The 21,058-nt window shown below is 51.0% G+C and carries 23 protein-coding genes and 2 tRNA genes; 12 read left to right on the top strand and 13 right to left on the bottom strand.

Features of this window, described 5'->3' with window-relative positions; all coding sequences use genetic code 11:
• Positions 1 to 63 precede the first annotated feature (63 nt).
• Positions 64 to 140: transfer RNA gene (locus tag SBG41_RS06770), tRNA-Ala, on the bottom strand.
• Positions 141 to 389: 249 nt separating this feature from the next.
• On the opposite strand from SBG41_RS06770, the gene SBG41_RS06765 reads away from it, so the two are divergent.
• Positions 390 to 908: a transcription elongation factor gene (locus tag SBG41_RS06765; protein WP_317896508.1), complete on the top strand. Its 519-nt coding sequence runs from the start codon at positions 390 to 392 to the stop codon at positions 906 to 908.
• On the opposite strand, the gene truD is transcribed toward SBG41_RS06765, so the two are convergent.
• Both truD and pth2 read right to left on the bottom strand, forming a co-directional pair.
• Positions 905 to 2,074, bottom strand: coding sequence for a tRNA pseudouridine(13) synthase TruD (truD, locus tag SBG41_RS06760; RefSeq protein WP_317894796.1), 1,170 nt, complete (start codon positions 2,072 to 2,074; stop codon positions 905 to 907). The genes SBG41_RS06765 and truD overlap by 4 nt on opposite strands.
• A gap of 17 nt (positions 2,075 to 2,091) precedes the next feature.
• Entirely contained in the window at positions 2,092 to 2,472 is a 381-nt protein-coding gene (gene pth2, locus SBG41_RS06755; RefSeq protein WP_317894795.1) for a peptidyl-tRNA hydrolase Pth2, read from the bottom strand.
• A gap of 84 nt (positions 2,473 to 2,556) precedes the next feature.
• On the opposite strand from pth2, the gene SBG41_RS06750 reads away from it, so the two are divergent.
• The 5 genes from SBG41_RS06750 to fen all read left to right on the top strand — a co-directional run bounded on the left by SBG41_RS06750 (position 2,557) and on the right by fen (position 7,188).
• On the top strand, positions 2,557 to 2,772 hold the full coding sequence (locus SBG41_RS06750; protein WP_317894794.1) for a zinc finger domain-containing protein: 216 nt from the start codon (positions 2,557 to 2,559) through the stop codon (positions 2,770 to 2,772).
• Between the two features lie 40 nt (positions 2,773 to 2,812).
• Positions 2,813 to 3,091: an elongation factor 1-beta gene (locus SBG41_RS06745; protein ID WP_317896507.1), complete on the top strand. Its 279-nt coding sequence runs from the start codon at positions 2,813 to 2,815 to the stop codon at positions 3,089 to 3,091.
• A gap of 316 nt (positions 3,092 to 3,407) precedes the next feature.
• Positions 3,408 to 5,618: a CDC48 family AAA ATPase gene (locus SBG41_RS06740; RefSeq protein ID WP_317894793.1), complete on the top strand. Its 2,211-nt coding sequence runs from the start codon at positions 3,408 to 3,410 to the stop codon at positions 5,616 to 5,618.
• Positions 5,619 to 5,862: 244 nt separating this feature from the next.
• Complete coding sequence (locus SBG41_RS06735) at positions 5,863 to 6,096, top strand: hypothetical protein (RefSeq protein WP_317894792.1); 234 nt, start codon at positions 5,863 to 5,865, stop codon at positions 6,094 to 6,096.
• A 36-nt stretch (positions 6,097 to 6,132) separates the two neighbouring features.
• Positions 6,133 to 7,188, top strand: a complete 1,056-nt coding sequence (fen, locus tag SBG41_RS06730) for a flap endonuclease-1 (RefSeq protein ID WP_317894791.1) — start codon at positions 6,133 to 6,135, stop codon at positions 7,186 to 7,188.
• Here the strand turns inward: fen and SBG41_RS06725 are convergent.
• Complete coding sequence (locus SBG41_RS06725; protein ID WP_317894790.1) at positions 7,185 to 7,877, bottom strand: protein-L-isoaspartate O-methyltransferase; 693 nt, start codon at positions 7,875 to 7,877, stop codon at positions 7,185 to 7,187. The two genes, fen and SBG41_RS06725, sit on opposite strands and share 4 nt — an antisense overlap.
• An 83-nt stretch (positions 7,878 to 7,960) precedes the next feature.
• On the opposite strand from SBG41_RS06725, the gene SBG41_RS10505 reads away from it, so the two are divergent.
• The gene (locus SBG41_RS10505) at positions 7,961 to 8,464 is read left to right on the top strand and encodes a DUF371 domain-containing protein (protein ID WP_397470752.1); all 504 of its coding nucleotides are present in this window, start codon (positions 7,961 to 7,963) and stop codon (positions 8,462 to 8,464) included.
• Here SBG41_RS10505 and SBG41_RS06720 read toward each other — a convergent pair.
• Positions 8,357 to 9,364, bottom strand: a complete 1,008-nt coding sequence (locus SBG41_RS06720) for a class I SAM-dependent methyltransferase (RefSeq protein WP_317894789.1) — start codon at positions 9,362 to 9,364, stop codon at positions 8,357 to 8,359. The genes SBG41_RS10505 and SBG41_RS06720 overlap by 108 nt on opposite strands.
• 14 nt (positions 9,365 to 9,378) lie before the next feature.
• Here SBG41_RS06720 and SBG41_RS06715 point away from each other — a divergent pair, with 14 nt between their 5' ends.
• Genes SBG41_RS06715 through SBG41_RS06705 form a run of 3 tightly spaced genes read left to right on the top strand, consistent with a single transcriptional unit; the run spans position 9,379 to position 11,406 of the window.
• Positions 9,379 to 10,206: an NAD(+)/NADH kinase gene (locus SBG41_RS06715; protein ID WP_317894788.1), complete on the top strand. Its 828-nt coding sequence runs from the start codon at positions 9,379 to 9,381 to the stop codon at positions 10,204 to 10,206.
• Entirely contained in the window at positions 10,182 to 10,715 is a 534-nt protein-coding gene (locus tag SBG41_RS06710; RefSeq protein ID WP_317894787.1) for an NOB1 family endonuclease, read from the top strand. Before SBG41_RS06715 ends, SBG41_RS06710 begins: the two co-directional genes overlap by 25 nt.
• Before the next feature lie 49 nt (positions 10,716 to 10,764).
• Positions 10,765 to 11,406 carry a pyroglutamyl-peptidase I family protein gene (locus tag SBG41_RS06705; protein WP_317894786.1) on the top strand — a complete coding sequence of 214 codons (642 nt, stop codon included), beginning with the start codon at positions 10,765 to 10,767 and terminating at the stop codon, positions 11,404 to 11,406.
• Here the strand turns inward: SBG41_RS06705 and SBG41_RS06700 are convergent.
• The 6 genes from SBG41_RS06700 to SBG41_RS06675 form a co-directional block, all read right to left on the bottom strand.
• On the bottom strand, positions 11,369 to 12,550 hold the full coding sequence (locus SBG41_RS06700) for an RsmB/NOP family class I SAM-dependent RNA methyltransferase (RefSeq protein ID WP_317894785.1): 1,182 nt from the start codon (positions 12,548 to 12,550) through the stop codon (positions 11,369 to 11,371). The genes SBG41_RS06705 and SBG41_RS06700 overlap by 38 nt on opposite strands.
• A 112-nt stretch (positions 12,551 to 12,662) precedes the next feature.
• Positions 12,663 to 13,385, bottom strand: a complete 723-nt coding sequence (locus tag SBG41_RS06695) for an ABC transporter ATP-binding protein (protein WP_317894784.1) — start codon at positions 13,383 to 13,385, stop codon at positions 12,663 to 12,665.
• Positions 13,382 to 14,152: an ABC transporter ATP-binding protein gene (locus SBG41_RS06690; protein WP_317894783.1), complete on the bottom strand. Its 771-nt coding sequence runs from the start codon at positions 14,150 to 14,152 to the stop codon at positions 13,382 to 13,384. The genes SBG41_RS06695 and SBG41_RS06690 overlap by 4 nt, the downstream gene beginning before the upstream one ends.
• 10 nt (positions 14,153 to 14,162) lie before the next feature.
• Complete coding sequence (locus SBG41_RS06685) at positions 14,163 to 15,179, bottom strand: branched-chain amino acid ABC transporter permease (RefSeq protein WP_317894782.1); 1,017 nt, start codon at positions 15,177 to 15,179, stop codon at positions 14,163 to 14,165.
• A 14-nt stretch (positions 15,180 to 15,193) separates the two neighbouring features.
• Positions 15,194 to 16,057: a branched-chain amino acid ABC transporter permease gene (locus SBG41_RS06680; RefSeq protein WP_317894781.1), complete on the bottom strand. Its 864-nt coding sequence runs from the start codon at positions 16,055 to 16,057 to the stop codon at positions 15,194 to 15,196.
• Between the two features lie 159 nt (positions 16,058 to 16,216).
• Entirely contained in the window at positions 16,217 to 17,593 is a 1,377-nt protein-coding gene (locus SBG41_RS06675; protein ID WP_317894780.1) for an amino acid ABC transporter substrate-binding protein, read from the bottom strand.
• Between the two features lie 235 nt (positions 17,594 to 17,828).
• Between SBG41_RS06675 and SBG41_RS06670 the strand changes: the two genes are divergently transcribed.
• Both SBG41_RS06670 and SBG41_RS06665 read left to right on the top strand, forming a co-directional pair.
• A tRNA-Arg gene (locus SBG41_RS06670) sits at positions 17,829 to 17,906 on the top strand.
• A gap of 392 nt (positions 17,907 to 18,298) precedes the next feature.
• Positions 18,299 to 18,805 carry a hypothetical protein gene (locus tag SBG41_RS06665; RefSeq protein WP_317894779.1) on the top strand — a complete coding sequence of 169 codons (507 nt, stop codon included), beginning with the start codon at positions 18,299 to 18,301 and terminating at the stop codon, positions 18,803 to 18,805.
• 43 nt (positions 18,806 to 18,848) lie between these two features.
• On the opposite strand, the gene SBG41_RS06660 is transcribed toward SBG41_RS06665, so the two are convergent.
• Positions 18,849 to 20,003, bottom strand: a complete 1,155-nt coding sequence (locus SBG41_RS06660) for a radical SAM family protein (protein ID WP_317894778.1) — start codon at positions 20,001 to 20,003, stop codon at positions 18,849 to 18,851.
• Positions 20,004 to 20,096: 93 nt separating this feature from the next.
• Positions 20,097 to 21,014 (bottom strand): DMT family transporter, encoded by a 918-nt coding sequence (locus tag SBG41_RS06655; RefSeq protein ID WP_317894777.1) that lies wholly within the window; start codon positions 21,012 to 21,014, stop codon positions 20,097 to 20,099.
• Between the last annotated feature and the right edge of the window lie 44 nt (positions 21,015 to 21,058).

Below are 21,058 nucleotides of genomic sequence, written 5' to 3'. Positions count from 1 at the left end.
AAACATTAGGCAATTAGAGCTTGGAAGGCCATAAGAAGCGTAAGAGAAGGTTTTGTATGGGGGTGGTGGACCGGCCGGGATTTGAACCCGGGACCTCTCGGGTGCAAGCCGAGCGCTCTTCCAGGCTGAGCTACCGGCCCATCCCGTGTACGGGATTCTCCTCGTTGTAGGTGCTTCCTCTACGGGGTCGTTTATATGTTTGTTTTATGATTCTTGAAAGTTTTTGGGTTATGTTTTTGTTTTCCCCCTTATTTGAAAGGACTAATATTATATAGGGTCTGTGTGTTTGGGGAGAATGGCGGATTAGGTACTGGTCTTGTGCTAGGGACGGCCAGTAAAACATTATGTAAACAGTAAGCGTGATTGTGGGGTGATGTGTCTCGGTACAGATTCCTCTTGACTATGTCTGTGTCAAAAGCGGTGTGCTGTGTCCTAGGTGCCAGAGTCTTATTGATACTGGTGTTGTCCAGGATTTCGAAGTGGAGATAATGAGGGCACTGATAGAGCTTGAGGAGAATGAGGGAATACAGATACTCAAGAAAGCGACGTACTATAAGTCATACCTAGTAGACAACGATATGGTAATCATCGTTATGGATCTGGGTGTTGGTACAAGTGTGCCGGTCTTTAGCCGCTATGCTCGCCAGATAGAGCAGCGGCTCCGGGAAAAGCTCGGTAAGAGAGTAAAGATTATACCAAGGGCTAACGATGTTAGAGGATTAGCGATGCACCTTCTTTACCCTGCTCGCATACTCGGCGTTAATACTCTCTGGTTGCCGGATGGGAGCATAGAGTACGTTGTTAGAATTCCTCGTAGCGATGCTCGCCGGCTGAGCAAGCACAGAGAGATGTACGAGAAGATATTGTCGGAGATATTGCGAAAACCGGTGCGTATAAGGCCAACCTAAAGTCCATCAGGTATTTTTACAAGCTCTCTCAACACAATTGTAGCATACATTCCATGTTCTAGGCTGAATTCAATCAATACTTTTCCATCAGCGAGCTTCCTGGCTTGGAGCCCTTCTGGCTTCATGTATACTGGTCTCCAGTAGGGTCTTGAGCGCATTGATTTATGTAAGGGCTTTGAGATTTCTTCCTCGCTTAGCCCTATATCGTCTAGAACGCTTCTTAGCAATTGCCTGGCCTCGCCTTCTACGCCTATCTTATACCCTATGCCTGGCACTGGGGCATAGACTCTGTTACCGATGATTCTTTCTCCGCTCAGTTTCTCATTAATTCCGACTCCTTTCTCTATGCGTTTCGACAAGTAGAGGTTGTAGATGAATGCTTGTAGGGCTGAGAAGTACACCGAGTATATACCTTTAGGCAGTTTCTTAACAAGGTCGCTGAGGCATCTTGATTCTGAGGCCACAGTGAATTCGTATAGCTTGGAACCGATACAAGCTTCAGGGCTCCAGCCTACTAGTCTGCAACGAATACTCTCCGGGTCCTCATCAGGATAAGGAGAGTTAATCATCTCGTCAGCATAGTCTACATAGTTACCCAGTAGGAGAGCTATTCCGAGTAGATGCGTGTTCGGCCTTCGTGTGCCGAATCTTTGATATCCATAGTAGTTGGGAAGGAGCTTCTCTCGAAGATCAATTATTTTCTCGACTATTTTGTCGGGGCTGTTGAGAGGTTCTAGTATTATCCAAAAACGGTTGCCTTCTGGTGGTCTCTCTTTGCACACATCGGTGCGCCCTATAAGCCTTGCCCAGATATTTCTTAGGTTAACGTGTCTGGGGGGGTCACCTTTGCACGGGATGCATACATATTGTGTTGCTGTTGCATCGGTATCCTTTAGCCCGAAGAACCTTGGTCTTCCTCTAATATGGTTTCTAAGGGCTTTTGCAAGCATGGCGACAGCTGCATGAGTTGAAAGACCCCTTTTGGCGACGAGGTATACACAGAAGCTGCCCTCGTCCCTCAGGAAAAAGCTTGGTGCTATCTCGCGGACAATGAAACTTCTCTCTCGAGGTCTAGCTATTCTGGCTACCGGTTTCCCGTCTAGCACTATGTACTTGAGCCCTAAAAGATAATCGAGGCTCCAGGGAGAAGGGCGAAAATAATCCAAAATTGCACACCACGTATTCATAGGAGTTTCAACTTGCCGGTAACTCTATCAACAAGTCTCGCTGGCGCCGGCCCAACAGCTGCAGCAGTCAAAGTATTGGGCGGTAATTCGGTACGCCCAGCATCTCTTATCAGCGATGCAGGCAATCCTAGTCGCCGCGCCTCCTCATAGATCTCGAGGAGCTCTCTCTCACTATTGACTTTAAGTACTACTTTTTTCTGCCCCTCAGCCCTCCATCTCTTAAGCCACGTTGTCCAAGTAGGATTACCGCTTTCTAGAACCAATAATACTGCCTCTACGGCTGCGTGGGCTGCCTGGGCAGCTGCTTTACCTTTGCTCATCTTTATATCGGCCCGCAGTACTATTGCTTGTTTATATTCCTCTGTCTCCGAGGCCAAGCTATGTTCCCGGTATGGCGGGATACGAGCATAACTCTAATAATTAGCCCTCTCCTAGCTGAGGGCCCGGGGTGCACTGCTAAGTTGGCGCTAAGCCTTGAAGTCCCACGTAGGCCTAGCATAGTAGAGGCAACAAAGCTACCAGTATGCACTAGCTGTGGTAGGCCAATACCTCCGTGGGAAAAGGCAGTCGCGTTTGTCTGCCCTAACTGCGGCGAAGTAATAATTTGGAGATGTGCACGCTGCAGGAAGATGGGCGTACCCTATAAGTGCCCCAAGTGTGGTTTTGAAGGACCCTAACAACAATGGTATTGAATACATAAGAGTGGAGGGAACAAGAATGGCAAAAGTACTAGTCGTAACAACCGTATACCCATCAAGCACAGATATAGACCTAGACCAGCTAGTTGAGAAGATAAAGTCACAGCTGCCAAAGGACTACTCAATAACAAGGTACGATAAGGTGCCAATAGCGTTCGGGCTCAATGCCCTCAAGCTATACATACTGATACCCGAGGAAAGTGAGGGAGGTACTTCAAAACTAGAGGAAATATTGCAAAACGTTGAGGGTATTGAGGAAATAGAAATAGAGGCAGTGCACCGCATATCTGAGTATTAAGATAGTGGTAAGATAGTGGAACACAACTTTTTCGCTCCCATCGAAGCCCCTATAATTCATCAAGCTGCAATTCCTCTAGCAAGTCCTTGCTTACACAATTTCGGGCATTCTGTTCTTGTTACTAGGGGGAACCGGGGAATCAGTCCTTATTAGTCCTTGTTTGGAGGGTAGCTACACAGATAAACGGCTAGGCAGAGTGCCTAGCTTCTGGGATTAGTATCCCGCTATATACCTCTGTAGACGAAGTCACAATGTTAACTAAATTAGTGGCTAAGAGTAAAAGAGCTAATGCTTAGGAGCATAGGTGGGTAAAGATATGGCGATCACCGGGTCGCGGAGGAGGAAGGAGATCGTACTAAGAGTTGCTGAAGCGAAGCAGCGTGATGTTGGCAAGGGAAAGGTGCGTATTGACCCCGACCTCCTAAAGATGATAGATGCTGAGCCAGGCGATGTCGTCGAAATAGAGGGTCGGAAGAAGACTGCAGCCATAGCGCTTCCAGCGTATCCTGAGGACAGAGGATCAGATATTATCCGCATGGACGGCCTTATAAGGAAGAACGCGGGGGTCAGCATTGGAGACAAGGTCATAGTGAGAAAGGCCGAGGTAAAACCAGCAGCACTAATGAAGCTAGCGCCAGCAAACTTCTCAATAACCATAGACGCTGGATTTGTTAACTATGTTAGAAAGAAGCTCATAGAATACCCTGTTGTTGAAGGCGATACCGTACTAATACCAGTGCTGAATCAGTCCATACCGTTTGTTGTTATCCAGACAAAGCCTCAAGGAGTAGTCGTAGTAACATATGACACTAATATCGTGGTGCTTGAGAAGCCGGTAGAACAGGGTAGGATTCCGCGAGTAACCTACGAAGACATTGGTGGAATGAAGGATATTATCCAAAAGGTAAGAGAACTAGTAGAGCTTCCATTGAAGCACCCAGAGGTATTCAAGAGGCTTGGCATAGAGCCTCCAAAGGGTATTCTCCTCTATGGCCCGCCGGGTGTTGGTAAGACGCTGCTGGCGAAGGCAATAGCTAATGAGACAAACGCTTACTTTATTGCCATTAACGGTCCGGAGATAATGAGCAAATACTATGGTGAGAGCGAGCAAAGGCTAAGAGAAATATTCGAAGAGGCAAAGAAGCATGCTCCAGCAATAATATTCATAGACGAGATAGACGCGATAGCGCCTAAGCGAGACGAAGTCATAGGTGAGGTCGAGAGGAGAGTCGTTGCACAACTGTTAGCTCTAATGGATGGGCTCGAGAGCAGGGGCGAGGTAATAGTCATAGCTGCAACCAATAGGCCAAATGCTCTTGACCCTGCACTGCGCAGGCCGGGAAGATTTGACAGAGAGATAGAGATCCCGTTACCTGACAAACAGGGTAGGCTCGAGATATTGCAAATACACACTCGCAACATGCCGTTAGCCGACGACGTAGACCTTGAGCGACTCGCTGAGATGACCCGCGGATACACGGGTGCAGACCTTGCAGCGCTAGTCAAGGAGGCTGCACTGCACGCTCTCCGCCGCTACTTGCCAAAGATAGACTTGAGCGAGGACAGGATACCGCCAGAAGTACTCGAGGAAATGGAGGTAAGAATGGAGGACTTCATGTCTGCCCTCCGCGAAATAGTGCCAAGCGGCCTAAGGGAGATCTATATTGAGGTTCCTGAGGTTCATTGGGAGGATATTGGTGGGTTGGAGGATGTTAAGCAGCAGTTGCGCGAGGCAGTAGAATGGCCGCTCAAACAGCCAGAGATATTCAGAAGAATGGGGATCGAGGCACCCAAGGGTATCTTGTTGTTTGGTCCTCCTGGTACTGGTAAGACTATGCTCGCTAAGGCTGCTGCAACAGAGAGCGGAGCCAACTTCATAGCAGTAAGAGGACCAGAAATACTAAGCAAATGGGTAGGAGAATCAGAAAAAGCAATTAGAGAAATCTTCCGCAAAGCAAGGCTCCACGCACCTGCAATTATATTCTTCGACGAGATAGACGCAATAGCGCAGACGAGAGGCTTCTACGACACCAGCGGCGTGACATACCGCATAGTAAATCAATTGCTCGCAGAACTTGACGGAATAGAACCGCTGACTAATGTCGTGGTTATTGCTGCTACTAATAGGCCTGATATCCTCGACCCGGCGCTGCTAAGGCCAGGAAGATTCGACAAGATAATTTATGTGCCGCCTCCGGACAAGAAAGCAAGACTAGAAATACTCAAAATACACACAAGAAAGATGCCATTAGCAGAAGACGTAGACCTAGAACTATTAGCGCTAAAGACTGAAGGCTATAGTGGCGCCGACCTTGCAGCTCTCTGCCGCGAGGCAGCAATGCTTGCGCTGAGAGAGGACATAAACGCGACAAGGGTACACATGAGGCACTTCCTCAAGGCACTAGAGATAATAAGGCCGTCAATAACACAAGACATGGTCAAGTTCTACGAGGACTGGTATAAGCAGGCACGCCAGCAGCTACCCGGAAGCAAGCTTGTACAGGCAAAGCCACTCATATTCACATAACCCTTATAAGGCTCTTCTTCCACGAGATTCTTTTGTGGAGCCTAGGCTAAATCTATCATACTCCTGAATTCCGTTATCCGGGCACCTTTGGTAATTGTTCCGCTTTGCACGGGTCTGAACTGATCCAAAGTCTTGATCAAAAAGAGGTTGCCGGTTAGTGTGCTCATGGAAAAGTAGACTACGCGTGTTGTATACTGCCTAGCCCCTCTTTGCATGGTTTCATGCCTGTTACGTGGTGGTTGTTATGGGCGTGAATGGATGGAGGAGTATACCACTATACTATGCTATTGTCGAGGAGCTTGAGCGCAGAGGAGGAACCGCTAAGGATATTGATCTCTACAAGGCGCTTAGAGATAAGTACGATGTCACTTTTATGGAGTTCCTAAAAGAGCTCATGAAGCTCGAGATGCAAGGGATAATACATGTAGACGTCCTTAAGGAGAATCTCAGAAACATTGAGCTTGTTGTCAAGCCTTAAGAGACAGCTGTGCACCATTTCTACCCGGGGTAGGGCTTGGGAGTAAACATTAGAGAGATAATACCGCCTGAAGCCATAAAGACAATCGAGTTATCGTTTCTCAAATACAAGGTTGTAGCCATTGATGCCTATAACGCCCTTTACCAGTTCTTGACAGCCATAAGGCAGCCAGATGGTACTCCGTTAATGGATTCCAAGGGGCGCATAACAAGCCATCTAAGCGGCTTATTCTATAGGACGATAAACCTGGTTGAGAATGGTATTAAGGTAGTATATGTCTTTGACGGCCAGCCTCCCGAAATGAAGTATGCCGAGATCGAGAGAAGGAAGAAAATAAAATCAGAGGCAATAAAGAAGTATGAGGAAGCCGTGAAGAAGGGAGACATAGAAGCTGCGAGAAGGTATGCACAAATGTCATCAAGACTCACCGAGGACATGGTGAATGATGCCAAGAAGCTTCTCGAGGCAATGGGGATACCCTACGTCCAGGCTCCAGCAGAGGGCGAGGCACAGGCAGCATTTATGGCGCGGAAAGGCGACGCGTGGGCAGCAGCTAGCCAAGACTACGATTCACTGCTGTTTGGTGCCCCAAGACTTGTACGCAACCTAGCTATAACCGGTAAGAGAAAACTGCCGCGAAAAGACGTGTACGTCGAGATAAAGCCAGAGCTAATAGAGCTTGAAGTGCTTCTTAAAGCACTAGGCATTACACGGGAGCAGTTAATAGCAATAGGTATACTGGTTGGTACCGACTACAATCCTGATGGCGTCAGAGGAATTGGGCCGAAGACTGCTCTAAAAATGGTGAAGGCTCACAAGGACCCAGTTAAACTGCTACAAAGTCTACCTAAGCACGAGTTCCCAGTTGACCCTGTAAAGATTTATGAATACTTCCTCAACCCGCCAGTTACTAGCGATTACAAGCTAGAATGGAGGGAGCCCGACGAGAAGAAGGTCTTCGAAATACTCGTAGAGGAGCATGACTTTAACCCTGAGAGGGTTAAAAACGCGCTCGAGAGGCTAAAGAAGGCTTACCGTGAGCATATTAAGGGTAAGCAAACCGGGCTTGATGCTTGGCTGCGTAAACGCTAATACTCGTGAGGTCTCCATCCATGCTCGCCTATAAGGGGTACGAAGAGCACTGGGATCGTTGGCTTCACCTTGATGCTTCCATCTGGTCTTTTCTCAACAATGTATAGGACTTGAGAATACCTATCGCCTATTGGTATAACCATTTTTCCGCCGGGTTTCAGCTGCTCGACCAGCGGTTCGGGGATATCCGGAGCGGCGGCAGTGACTATTATCCTATCGTATGGAGCTTTTTCCGGGTAACCCTTAGTACCGTCTCCGACTATCACTGTAACACGGTCAGCATATCCGGCCCTCCTTAAATTCTCCTTTGCCTTCTCCGCTAGCTCGGGTATCCTCTCGACAGAGTATACATGACCCCATTTTTCTCTAGGCATATCGCTAGGAGCAACTATCTCAGCAATAACTGCTGCATGGTATCCGGAGCCGGTACCGACCTCTAATACCTTCATGCCTATATCTAGGTCCGCGTACTCGCACATCAATGCAACCATGTGTGGTGCACTAATAGTCTGGCCATGGCCTATTGGTAGGGGGGTGTCCTCGTAGGCTAGGTGACGCAGCTCTTCAGGGACAAAAAGTTCTCTCGGCACGCGCAGCATCGCCTTAAGCACTTTTTCAGAACGAATATAGCCTTCTCGAAGGAGTCTCTCAACAAGTCTACGACGTTGTTCCTCGAAGCTTATAGGCACCTCAGAGAACCCCAAGCATTTCCCTAATATACGGGTTCTTCTTATCGGTGGCGTAACGGTAGCCAAGATAATGGTGTACCCCGGTGCAATATGGCCTTGTCTTGCTAAGCTGTAGGGGTCATCCAAACGTACAAGCCGCTCACGAGACGACATTAGAGCTGGAAGAGGGTCCTAATCTAACGATTCGTGGTGACTGCATCGTATGCGTTGAATGCAAGAATGCTGGCAATGCAAGACAACTTGTAGCTGAGAGAGGACTCTCAAAGCTATTCCTTATCGCCGTGAACCCTTTCATAAAACCCTATGTCGCGGGCTTGAGCATTGATGGTTTTTCTCCCGGAAAGAGGCCTCGTAGGCTCATTGTCAGGAAGAGCTCCTATACCAAGGACGCGTTGATGATTTGTTCATCGAAGAGTGCCGCAGAGCTTCCAGCAGAGTTTAGGAAGCTTCTACAAAGCTCATATACAAAATGCTTCGTATTACTGGTTCTCAGCAGGCCTATAGATGACATCAACTCTATATATGAACTTGCGGGGTGCGTAGTCGAGGACACGGGTCACCCTAACACCGCTAGGCACAACTCCTAATGCCTCTTCCTCGCTAGAGGCCACGACATAGACGTGTATAATACAGCCCCTTGCCGTGTTGCAAAGAGTCTTAGCCGTATCAAGGAACTCTACAGCGTGGTGAGGTAGATTCATGATTATCCTTGTAAAGACGGGGCGCAGATAGCGTGGAAGCTCGTGTGCATCCATATTGAGAACCATTACTGGTGTTCTTAGGCGCTTCCTATTCCTAGCAATAGCGTCAATGAGCACCTCTATTGCCTTAGGATTTATGTCGTTTGCTACAATGAGGCGTGCTCGTCCAAGCATGCTTATTGTTAGCGCGAAACCACCTATGCCGGAAAACATGTCAAGGACAACCTCGTCACGGCCCACGAGGCTCGCTAACCTATAGTGCTCTGTAGCGAGCCTAGGATTGATATAGACCTCTCCAAGTGGAACCCGGAAAACAAGTCCGTGTTCTCTATAAGTTACGACGCGGCGCTCCTCGCCCGCAAGGTGGATGAGCTTTTGGATGCGGTACTCGCCGAGAGTAGCCTCTTTACCATATACACTCCTGATACCCTTTACCCTTCTTAGAAGCTCCTCGGCAACCTCTCTTTCCCGCCCCCTGAGTCTCTCATCAAGCGATACTACAGCTACGTCGCCTACAACGACGTATGATATGGGCGGCTTCTCTTGAAGAGTGTATTCGCAGGCCATCTCTATAAGGTCTGCATAGCCGCAAGACCCAAGCAAGTTGTTGATAAGGCTTTGCATCTCCTCTATGTTCGTTATAGCGTAGAGGGGGTATTCTATTCGTAGAGGAGAGTACTTCTTAAGAGGCTTAGCACCTCTAAGCATTAATTGGCGTCTTTGCAGCATGCTGCGTGCATGCTCGCCGCACCAACGTGGCACTGTTAGCGCGATGCAGCTCTTCATTCGGTGACACCGTTATGCTTCGCCGCATAGCAATATTTGCTAGACCGGACTTAAGAGAGTCAATCATGCTTGCGAGAACTGTTTACCGACGCCTACGAGACCTAGGAGCAGAGCCGTACTATGATATATCTATAGCTGGGCTAACCGGTGGCCCAGCTATAGATTTACGCTTCGAGCACGTTGACGGTGTCGTCGTGATAGGCGGGGATGGTACACTACTGCGCTTGCTCCAGATACTTGGAGAAAAGTCCCCTGTTCTCCATCTCGTCAAGCTTGGCCATCGCGCAGTCCTCTTCCCCGATGATGCGTCGGTTTCAATAGAGCGGCTACGAGACTTTGTAGCAGGCAACTTCTGGATAGAGGAGCATACTCGCCTCCTCGTTGATAACAATGGCGCCATAAGCTATGCGCTCAATGAGGCTCTTGTAACAGCTCTTGGCTCCAAAGTAGTCTACTTGGACGTCTTAACCGAGAATGAGGAGATTTACAGCGATATGGGAGGCGATGGAGTAATTGTTGCAACGCCGCTGGGCAGCACGGCCTATAACTATAGTGCTGGAGGTCCAGTGGTGCACCCCATGCTTGACGTCATGGTGATAACCCCTCTTAATCCAATGAACAGAGAGTTTGCCTCAGTTATTGTTCCGGGCCATGTTTACGTGTTCATACGGGTGAAGTATACTCTTAGGCCAGTTAAACTAATAGTAGATGGTGCGAAAGAGTATCTTCTTACACGGGGCTCTGAGGTAAAAATAACGCTAAGAGGTCCACCTGCCCGCTTTGCAAGGTATGGAGAAAAAAGAGTGCTGAGGCTGCCATGGGCGAGAAAGTGCTCGTCCTAGACACAACGGCCTTCATAGCCCGTCTACCGCTCTATGCGCCCCGAATCCGGGCCTATACGACGAGCAGTGTCCTATCAGAAGTCAGGGACTCTGAGAGCAAGGCTGGACTCGAAATGGCCCTAACACTGGAAAGAGTAAGTGTACTAGACCCTTCTCCCGAGTACCTCGAGCGTGCAAGGAAGGAGGCACTGCATAGAGGATTACACGTTGCATTGAGCAAGACGGATTTATCGGTTGCCGCTCTCGCCTTGATGCTGAGAGATAGGGGACGTGATGTCGAAGTGGTAACCGACGACTATGCGCTACAAAACCTGCTCTCATTTCTAGGCATAGGTTTCCGGCCCATAAGGACGCGTGGAATAAGGCGCAGCGAAGAGTACATAGTCGTATGCCCTGCTTGCGGGTATCGTTCAAACAATCCTGCGGAGAAGGTGTGTCCTGTCTGCGGTACACCTCTGAAGAGAGTAAGGAAGCATAAGTCTCGGAGGAGGGGTAAAACAAGGCCCTAAGACAATTAGTCCTTACCAGCTACTTGGAGAGGGGAGGCGCCAGGCTCCCTTGAAACCACTCATACTCTTGATAGGATATAGTGTTTTTGCGGGATTCCAGATAAACCCGGCAGAAGAAGTAGTCGTTGCGCTGGACGGTTATGAGATCAACGGGTTGAGGGTAAAATCCCTAGTCCTGCCAGTGTCCTATAGGGTTGTGAAAGAGAAGCTGCCTAGCATGCTCGAGAAGGAGGAGCCAGCAGCGGTAATCGGGGTTGGTCTCGCTCCTCGCGCCGCACGGCCCATACTAGAGCTCGCGGCATCAAATATTGCTAGTTTCACAGCACGGGACGAGGAGGGCAAGACGCTAGACCTCGACTACATAGATTCTGTGGGCGAGTTAAGAGTAGTCAAGACAAGAATGCCTGTGGAGAACGTGCTCAGCGAGTGCAGAAGAAGAGGTCTCGAAATACGCCCTGGAGTAAGCATAGGGACGTATCTATGCGGAGTTGCAGGGTACATCATAATGAGATACGCGTGGGATCACGATGTGCCTGGAGGCTTCATCCACATACCGCCCTCAACCGAGCTCGCCATGAGGCATAGGCTCCCAAACTGTATGCCGCTAAGCCAGATAACCGAGACCATTCGCTGCGTCATTGACGTCGTTTCCGCTAAGGCTTCACAAGCTTTGCAACAAAATAGCCAGTAGCACCATGGACGTGTGGATGCACACGGATGGAACAATCACTGCAAAAGCCTATGCCCTTAGCGAACCGCCTAGTAGTTGAAGGAGGCTCGAGAACTCTGAACCCCAGCTTCTCGACAGCATATCTAATGTTTTTCTCGTTCTCGCTAAGAGTCACCGTGCATGTCGAGTAAACCAGTACTCCCCCGCTGCGTAAGAGGCCGTATGCAGCCCTCAGGAACTGGCGCTGATACCTAGCCGATACCCTCACGTCCCGCAAGCTCTTTGAATCATAGATCTTCGGAACAACCCCGAGGCTCGTACAAGGGGGATCGAGAACCACGTAGTCGGCTACCCCCTTGCCAAGCTCGAGGTCAGCATACCTTGCATCCATACGGATAATCTCCACGCCACGATGCCCCAATCTCTCAAGGTTTTCTCTCAGCCTCCTCGTCTTCGAAGCTGAGTGATCAATTGCTATTATCCTCGCCCTGCCGCGGACAAGTTCATAGACATGACTGGTTTTACCTCCGGGAGCTGCACACATATCAACGATGATGCTGCCCGGCTCCGGGTCTAGGACACGGGCCACGAGCATCGAGGAAATGCTCTGCTCGTATATCAAGCCCCTAGTGCTCCACTCAGTGTCGCGCAGGCTCGGTACACTGTAGAGCGGCCTCACGTTGCGAACAACAAGCCCCCTCTTCACCCGAAGAGCCGTAGAGAAGCCCTCCTCGACAACCCCGTTAGCAACAAGTACACCATTCTCAGATACAACTGTGACCTCTGCACCCGGCTTGGCGCATTCATCTACGCGTACCACGCCCGGCGCATAGACATGGGCTCCCATCATAACGCTCTCCGCGGCCCTCTTATCAACGACTACGTAGCAACCCGTATCGCGTACATTGTTGGGCCCCCTTACGGGAAGCCAGAGAGCCTCTTCGAGAAACTCGTCAGAATAAACCTCTAGGCCTTTTTCACGCATATCGTCTAAGAGCTGTAAGGGCTCGGCCCTCAACACGTTGACGCGGATATAGTACCTCGTCGGCGGCCTAGCAATCGCTTCCAGGAACTTGCGGAGCCCATGACCGCCATAAACCTGTTCAAGCTCCCTTAGCACACCCTTATCATAGCAAAACATGTTGCTAATGCAATCTGCTGGCATTCTCGGTGTGCCCAAGGATGAGAAGTGTTTAGCCATCTAGACGGGTTTAAAAATGAGGCAGAACAAGGGTCCTAGGAAAAATCGTTAGCGAGGTCGACTACGTGTTTAATGGCTACCCTACTCCTAGATAAGCCTTAATTATTTCTGGGTTCTTTGCAAGCTCCTTTGCAGGGCCCTTCATTCGTATTCTGCCCGTCTCCAACACGTAAGCGTAGTCGGCGGTATTGAGTGCATAGTGGACGTTCTGCTCTACTATGAGAATCGTTAGTCCCTCCTCCTCGCGTATCCTCTTGACTAGATCCATTATCTCGAGGGCGAGTTTTGGCGCGAGACCTAGGCTCGCCTCGTCTATCATCAGCAGCTTCGGGAGCGCCATAAGCCCCCTCGCAATGGCGAGCATCTGTTGCTCGCCGCCGCTAAGCGTTCCAGCCTTCTGGTTCAGTCGCTCCTTTAGCCTAGGGAAGATGTTGAAAACCCTCTCAAGGCTCTCCGGGATCTTTAGCCTCGCTCTAGGATTATAGGCGCCCATCAATAAGTTCTCGTATACAGTCATCTGCGGGAAGAGGCCGCGCCCCTCTGGGACAAGAACTATGCCCATTTCCACCCTCTTATAGCTCGGGTACTTCGTCACATCCCTTCCTTCGAATACTATTCTTCCCTTCCAGGCTGGTAGGATACCAGCTATGGCCCTAAGCGTCGTGGTTTTTCCTGCACCGTTGCTGCCGATTAGTGCTGTTATCGTTCCTTTCTCCACGCTCAGCGAGACATCCCAAAGTACTGGTATTCTCCCGTACCCTGTGTGAAGATTCTCTACCCGTAGCAGGGGCTCCGTCATGCCTTTGCCCCCTCCTTAAACTTCTTGACGAACGCGAGTGCGAGCTTGGGGTCACCTAGATAGGCCTCAATAACTTGTGGATTGGTCGCTATCTCCTCCGGTGTCCCCTCTGCAAGCTTGCGTCCAAGGTGTAGGACAACTATCCTATCAGCCAGGTTCATCACCGCGTGCATGACGTGCTCTATCATTACTATCGTTAGCCCGAATTCCTGCTTAGCCTTCCTTATCTTCTCGAGCATAAACGATACCTCAGCCGGGTTTAGGCCTGCGAGAACCTCGTCGAGCAACAAGAGCTTCGGGCTCCTCGCAAGCGCTCTCGCAAGCTCCAACCTCTTCTCAAGCGCGACGTTGAGCTGCGCTGCCAGCATGTGGGCGTACTTGTCGAGGTCAAGGAACTCGAGTATGCGCTTAGCCTCCTCTGCCGCTTCTAGCTCGCTGAGCTTACGGTTAGAGAACTTTATCGAAACCAGGACGTTCTCGTAGACCGTTAGGTCGTGGAAGGGCTTGGGTATCTGGAAGGTACGGGCGACTCTCAGGCCAGCTACACGGTGCGGAGGCCACCCCGTCACGTCCTTGCCGAAGATTTCTACTCGGCCCTTGTCCGGCGGATAGAACCCTGTTATCACGTTGAATAGTGTCGTCTTGCCCGCGCCGTTGGGGCCTATGAGGCCAACTATCTCTCCCTCCTCAACGCTCATGGAAACTCCTTGGAGTGCCCTTACTCCTCCAAAGCTCTTGTGAATATTCTCTACACGGAGGACTATCATGGTTATCACCTCACTCGAGGAGGAATCTGAGCTTTGCGCTCCTCAAGCGGAGCCACCCTATTACACCCATTGGCAGGAATTCGGCGATTGCTGCTATTGCTGCGCCGAATATGATGAGGTGGAACGAGGGGAAGCTGGTTAGGAATGATGTCTCTACTGCATGGTATGTTGCCGCGCCAACAAGTGTTCCTGTCACGGTGCCGGAGCCGCCGAGCATCACCGAGATTATTGCCTTGATGCTTAGCTCTAGGTTAAAGAACTCTCCCGGAAGCACTATCATCCTCTTCCAAGCTATTACTGCGCCCGCTAGGGCTGGCGGAATAGCGCTGAGGACGTAGGCCAACGTCTTATACTTCCACGTGTCAACACCTATTGCCTCGGCTGCGTCTTCGTCCTCCCTTATCGCTCTCAGTCCGGCGCCAAACTTGCTTCTAGACACGTAGAGGTTGAGAAGTAGCCCGACAGTTATAGTTGCTACTAGCAGGAAGTAGGCTATGTAGTGTACCGCCATTAGGCCGCTGTACCCGGCGATATGGTAGCCCCTATAGTATGTCGCGGGGAGCTGGAGCCCCTCGCTTCCTCCAAGATAGTTAATGTTCTCCGCGATGACGCGGGAGGCTTCCAAGACAGCTATTGTTGCGATCGCGAAGTATGCTCCCCGCAGCCTAAGCACGATTAGGCCTACTAGGTACGCGGTGGCCATAGCTACTAGTGCAGCAGCTATCATCGCAAGGTAGATGTTTACTCCATAGTAGTACATCAGCACCATTGCAGTGTAGCCGCCTATGCCGAAGAACACTGCGTGGCCGAAGCTCACGTAGCCAGTATAGCCTAGTATGATGTTGAGGCCGAGGACAACTGATAGTAACACCATGAATGTGGTTAGGGTCTCCCTGTAGTAGGCTAATGACTCCGAGTAGATAGAGCCTATGCCGAGGCCTAGGAGTAGGACTATAACTGCAGCGACAATGATGTTTGTTATGTATCTGCCCTTTCGGAGCTCACTAACTATTCTCGCCGCCTCCATGGCAATCACCCCGCCTATAGTTTTGCGAAGAGTCCTGTAGGCTTAATCACCAGCATCACCAGCAGCAGAACAAATGCAACTAGGGGCCCCCAGCTCCCGCTCGCCACTATGCTTGTGAGCTGCTCTGCAATACCTAGAATGATTCCACCTATGAGGCTTCCTAACGGGTTGCCGAGACCCCCGAGGACCACTATTGTGAAGGAGTATAGCTCGTACATGCTGCCGGTCTCTGGTGTGAAGCTATAGGAGAGCGCGAGCAGTGTTCCGGCGGTTGACGCGAAGAGTAATCCTAGGGCAAAGCTGAGCATCAGCACCTTAGTCACGTTTACGCCCATAAGCGCGGCTGCTTCCTGGTTCATGACCACGGCTCTTACTGCGCGGCCGAACCATGTGCGGTAGATCAGCAAGTATGCTGCTATGGCTACAGCGATGGCTATTACTGCGCCTACTACTTGCACCATGCGTATCGGCACGTGGCCAACCTCTATAGTTGCAGTGGTTACTGGCAGTGTTCTCGCGATTCCGCCGAACTTGAGCTGCAGTGTTCCTAGAATAATGAGCCCGAAGCCGAACGTTGACAAGAGGCTGGCGAGTTCGGGCCCACCCAACACCTTGTGCACGAAGAGGTAATACGCTACCATTCCGAGCACGAAGCCGAAGAATATCGATATAAGCACAGATGCGAGTAAGGGATAACCATACTCCACGCTAAGCAGGTATGCGACGTACATGCTCAGCGCTATGACAGCGCCATGGCTCAGATTGACTACCCTAAGTATGCCCCAGATAATGCTTAGCCCGAGAGCCGCTAAGCCATATAGACTACCAACCACAAGTCCGGCCGTAAGGCCTCCTAGCAGCAGTTCGGGCGAAACCAAGGCATCAACACCCAGCAAGACTTGATTTATCTAATGCTTTCTACCCTGAGATAGTATCATCGGTTATGGAACCGAAGCTATTATGGAGCTATGCGTGCATATTAGTTAGGAATTGATAAAAACAATATCAGCGGTAAAAAACTACATGATTAGTCGCCCTTAGCTGCCCCAGGGCAATGGGTACACGGGCTCTGCTTCAGCAGCCTCCTCCGGGTACACTATCACCTTGACTAGTTTGCCGCCCTGCTTCTGCCACTGTACTAGTACCATGCTGTGGCCTATCTGGAGGCCGTGCTTCTCCGGAGTATTGTCGAACTTTATGTGGCCCCAGAAAGTCATTAGGTCTAGGTTGTCTAGGAGCTGCTTAGCCTTCTCAGTGTCAAGCCCAGCGTGCTCGAGAATGTACTGTATCAGCAGGCCAGCGGCATAGCCTCCTGCAGCGTGATAGCCCGGTGTGTGCCCATACTTGGCCTCATATGCCTTGACAAACTCCTCGACAGTGGGGCCATACCACTCTATGCCAAGCTTCTTGGCCGCATCTGGGCTGTACTTGACTCCAGGCTCCCACTGGCTAGGACCAATAACGCCTACAGCCGCGTCGCCGAGCTCCGCGAACGCGGGCTCCGGCGGCGCCACTAGTATTGCTACGTATTTCAAGCCCTTGATCTTAGCGTCGTATAGTTGCTTGACGAGGTTGAAGCCGTCCTGGAAGTGGCCTCCACCAAACACAGCAGTAGCTCCCGAAGACGCTATCTTCGCTATATAGGTGGAGAACTCAGTAGTACCCGGCGGGTAGTAGTCCTCGTATACTATCTGGAAGCCCTTCTCCTCCAAGTACTTCTTAGTTGCAGCTGCAACTGATTTCGCGAACTTGCTGTTCTCGAAGAGCAGTGCAACCTTCTTATTATTGGGGTCAAGCTTCATCAACAAGTCAACAGTGGGCGTCATGTATCTGCTGGCGGGGGTGTAGAGCTGGTAGACGTACTGGTAGCCCTTCGTGAAGATCGAGTCACTAGCAGCGCCAGTCGCGATCATTATCTTGTGGTAGCTATCAGTCACGGCAGCAGCGGCGGCAGTCAGTCCGCTGCTATATGGGCTGATAAGGTAATCAACCTTGTCACTGGTTATGAGCTTCTGGTAAAGCTCCTGGACACGCGCGCTCTTAGACTCGTCGTCATAGTAGACGAGCTTTATCTTACAAACCCTGCCATCGGGGAGCTTGACGCCACCCTTAGAGTTAACCTGCTCCTCCCACAGCTTGATACCGTTAAGCTGCTCAGCAGACTCCTTCTGCAACTTACCTGTCAGGGACGCCGTAAACCCGATCTTAACAATACATTCACCGCCGGCACCGCCAGCGCCGCTTGTTGTCGTTGCCGGCGGCGTAGACGTAGTAGGGCTCGGTGTACTCGTAGCCGGGGCCGAAGAAGTAGTTGTTGTACCCTTTCCTCCTCCCTTTGCAAGATAATATGCAGCACCTATGATTACCAATATAATGATTATCGACGTTATAATGAGCCCGGTTCGGGAAGCCAACAATTCACACCTCTGCGAGACACCGTACTATGTTCAAGTAAACCGATGAATGAGTAGGGGTTTTATTATTAGCTATACACGCTATTCCACACTGTAACATATTAAAATAAGTGATAAAACTATAAAAAATACGAAACAAACATGACCGGCCCAGCAGCCAAGAAAAACTATTAAGACAGCAACAATGAACAACAAACCTACAAACACGGGAACACAGACACCGCGGGTCCCACGTGGGCCCGTAGCTCAGCCAGGATAGAGCGCCGGCCTCCTAAGCCGGTGGTCGGGGGTTCAAATCCCCCCGGGCCCGCCACTCCTTTCGGAACAAAAGCCTCTTTATACGATGGATGCTCCTCGTCATTACTGTTATTCTGTCGTTGCCCTTAACTCTCATATATAATCATCAAGCAAGGTCATTGTAGCTGTTTTTATCGTGGACGTGTTAAGCCAAGGTGGGTCTATAGAATTCTCGTGACATAAAGTAAGATATCTCTTGCCTTGGAGTGTCTTGTTGGGGTTTCGTCGATGGAGATAGGGGTTTTGGGGTTAATCTTACTCTCTTTGCTCCTCTACCATGTTTTGGGTCGTCGCTTTTCGCTTGGCCGCATTATTGTATTGGTCTCTGTGGTGCTTGTTTCTCAGTTTCTCTTGTGGTTTCTACGCAGCTCTGGCGAGGTTGTGCTTTACCCGTGGGAGTATCCTGTATTGTATTCTGCAACTGCCTGGGCTACGTATAGCGCCTTTAAGGCCATCGGAGTAGCGGTTGCTGCTAAGAAGCTGAAGAAGCTGGGTTTTTGGCTCTTCCTTGCCGTCATGCTTCAGCCGGTTCTTACGGGTATCAATATTTTTGTTGCTCCTCCTCTGCGACACGCTGTTGTCCATCTTGGCGGAGAGCGGCTTAGTGCCGTGGTTGCTGATACTAGGCTCAGGGCGGAGTGCGGCTACTATTGCTGGCCACATGCAGAGGCAATACTGTTTACCTATAGGCATGGGAGCCTTGTAAGGATAACCATGATAGGAATAACTAGCTCCCTTCTCTTCATAGAGATAGTTCACGATAGAGTTGGAAAAGTAGTGCTTCTCGAGCCGTGGCACACATATTTGCTTAGAGTTGATGCCGAGTCTTACCTTGTGGAAACAAGGTATATGTGGCTACGAGTTGTTAGCGGTGAACAAGCATTCGTGAACCCGGGAGCTAGAGACTACAGCTAGCGTGTAAGCCCTAGACCGAGATTTACAGGCAGAGCACTTATTACTAATCTTTAAGGTCTCCTAGCCTTTCCAGCATCTTTCTCAGCTTTTCCTTGTTCTCTATTATTGTCTGTAGCTTTCTCATGTGCTGTTGTATTCCTTTACGTATTGGCTTAGGGTATTTTGCTAGCTGTTCACCGCACACGTATGGCGGGCCTAGTTCCTCGCAGAGCTGCTGGGGCGCCTTATCCGGCCAGCCGAGGTACGCGTATTCGTGGAGAGTCGGGCGGAGCAATGGCTCCTCGCGGTACGCGAGCCACTCCAGGCAGCACGTTCTCCCCGGGCGATACCATTTTGCCGCGGGGAGGGCTGCGAGTATGGTGTCTTTGCACGCCGCGTAGGGTGCACCATGCCTTGCCGCTACCGATGCCAGTGCTTCGTGCACGTGGAGCCTCCACTCGGGGCAGGGGTGGAGCAGCGGCTCTCTCCCAGGCTCCTCGCCTAGCTGGTAGGGCTCCCAGCACCCAGCGGGCTCGTTGAAGCCAAGCACCTGGTAGAGCATTTGCAGCCCGTTCCCTATCTCTCTAATGGGCTCTGCTATGAGGCCTTTTGCTCCGTGGCTGAGAGCCTCCTCTGCCGCCCTCAAGTGCTCCTCCTCTAAGCCGGGTATGAGTGGCTGCACACGCACAATGATGGGCACGCCTTGCTCTGATAGTTGCTCTGCTTCGAGGAGCCTCTCTGTGGGCGGCGGTGCCGCGGGCTCGAGTAGCTGGGCGACGCCGTCGCCGAACCCGATAGTGTACTGTAGTAGGAGGAGGCCGTGGTCTGCTAGGCTCAGTATGAGGCTTAGCGCTTCCGAGTCTCTTGTGACGAGTCCCTTCGTGTTAACAACTAGGGGTACTTGGTGGCGGAGAGCGGCCCGGAGAATGTCCTTGACGACCCCGGAGACCTTGCCCCCTACTGGCTGGAAGGGGTCGCTCAGCGTTGAGAGCCGGAAAAACGGCCTAGGTAGATCATCGGGCAGCTTTCTCGCTAGCTTCTCGAAGAGCCGGGGCACCCACGGCTTAGCGGCCGGGGCTCCGTGGGGCCCCCGGTACCACCTAGCATAGCAATAGATGCACGCGTAGCTGCAGGTCTTGAAGGGCTCTATGCGGAATACCGAGTAGCAGAGCGACGAGATATAGTTACTCGGCTTGATAACGAACTCGAGCCACTCCAAGCCGGCTCCACGCCTACGGGCAGCTGATACCAGCCCTTAATCCTCTTTGACCGCGGAGTGTTGTTTTCCGTTATTTCTCCTCCCCATAGGGTCTCAGTGGGCTCGTGCCCCGCGTGTGCGCGGTGTATAGTACGTTATCCTGGCATACCTTATCGTTGCTAAGCCGAGCGCGGTGAAGACAAGTATGGCCCCGGCGAGCTGTGTTCCCCTAAGCCTTTCTCCCAGGAGTATCCATGCGAGTATCGTCGTAAATACTGGCAAGAGGTTTACGAACAAGCTTGTAGTCGACGCACCTAGCGCCTTTACTGCGTGAAACCATGCGATATAGGCGAGGAAACCGGGTACGGCGACAATGTAGAGGAGCAAGACGAGTAGTCTAGGCTCAGCGAGCCTTATTACTGATCCCGGTAGCTGTGGAAGAGCGACGACTATGTTGAAGGGTGTGCTGAGCAAGGTGCTCCCGGCAAGCGCCGCTAATGGGTGCAGGCCGCGCATCAGCTTCTTGGACTCTATCGTGTAAAGAGCCCAGACGAATACACTTATGACGGCTATCAGTACTCCTAGCCAAGCCTTGCCGCCGTGGAGCGAGCCCTTGTAGGACCCAAGCTCGATAAGCGTGACGCCCAGTAGTCCAAGGATTGCGGCAAGGTACAGTATATTGTCGCCTTTCTCAAGGCCCATGGCCTCGGCTAGGAGCATGGTGACTATTGGTAATAGGGCGAAGGTGAGGCCAACTAGTGCTGCAGGTGCAAATCGCAGGGCAACGTACAATAAGTTGTTAAACAGTGTTATGCCTAGGAGCCCTGCCAGGAGAAGCCTCCTCCCAAGGGGGACGCCAAGGCCTAGTGCAAAAGAGTATCCAGCCAGCATTACCGCGACAAGGAGCCACCGTATAGCTGTTAGCGCGAAAGGATCAACACCATTGACTACTATCACTCTTGAGGCAACCACGTTAGTAGCCCATGCTAGCGGCGCGAAAAATGCTAGTAACAGACTCCGGGCCCTGTTCAAGCCGGTTATCCTCTCCTAGCCATGTGCAGCAAGTATCATGCGAG

This window comes from Pyrofollis japonicus, assembly GCF_033097485.1.
Taxonomy (GTDB): Archaea; Thermoproteota; Thermoprotei_A; order Sulfolobales; family Pyrodictiaceae; genus Pyrofollis; species Pyrofollis japonicus.
The sequence above is the reverse complement of the archived record's forward strand: the minus strand, read 5'-3'. Positions and strand labels throughout refer to the sequence as shown.

Coding starts and splice junctions, on each gene's coding strand:
- SBG41_RS06700 (WP_317894785.1), bottom strand. CDS start 12,550: ATGCCAGCAGATTGCATTAGCAACATGTTTTGCTATGATAAGGGTGTG.
- SBG41_RS06690 (WP_317894783.1), bottom strand. CDS start 14,152: ATGATAGTCCTCCGTGTAGAGAATATTCACAAGAGCTTTGGAGGAGTA.
- SBG41_RS06740 (WP_317894793.1), top strand. CDS start 3,408: ATGGCGATCACCGGGTCGCGGAGGAGGAAGGAGATCGTACTAAGAGTT.
- SBG41_RS06715 (WP_317894788.1), top strand. CDS start 9,379: ATGCTTCGCCGCATAGCAATATTTGCTAGACCGGACTTAAGAGAGTCA.
- SBG41_RS06745 (WP_317896507.1), top strand. CDS start 2,813: ATGGCAAAAGTACTAGTCGTAACAACCGTATACCCATCAAGCACAGAT.
- SBG41_RS06735 (WP_317894792.1), top strand. CDS start 5,863: ATGGGCGTGAATGGATGGAGGAGTATACCACTATACTATGCTATTGTC.
- SBG41_RS06710 (WP_317894787.1), top strand. CDS start 10,182: ATGGGCGAGAAAGTGCTCGTCCTAGACACAACGGCCTTCATAGCCCGT.
- SBG41_RS06685 (WP_317894782.1), bottom strand. CDS start 15,179: ATGGAGGCGGCGAGAATAGTTAGTGAGCTCCGAAAGGGCAGATACATA.
- SBG41_RS06695 (WP_317894784.1), bottom strand. CDS start 13,385: ATGACGGAGCCCCTGCTACGGGTAGAGAATCTTCACACAGGGTACGGG.
- SBG41_RS06720 (WP_317894789.1), bottom strand. CDS start 9,364: ATGAAGAGCTGCATCGCGCTAACAGTGCCACGTTGGTGCGGCGAGCAT.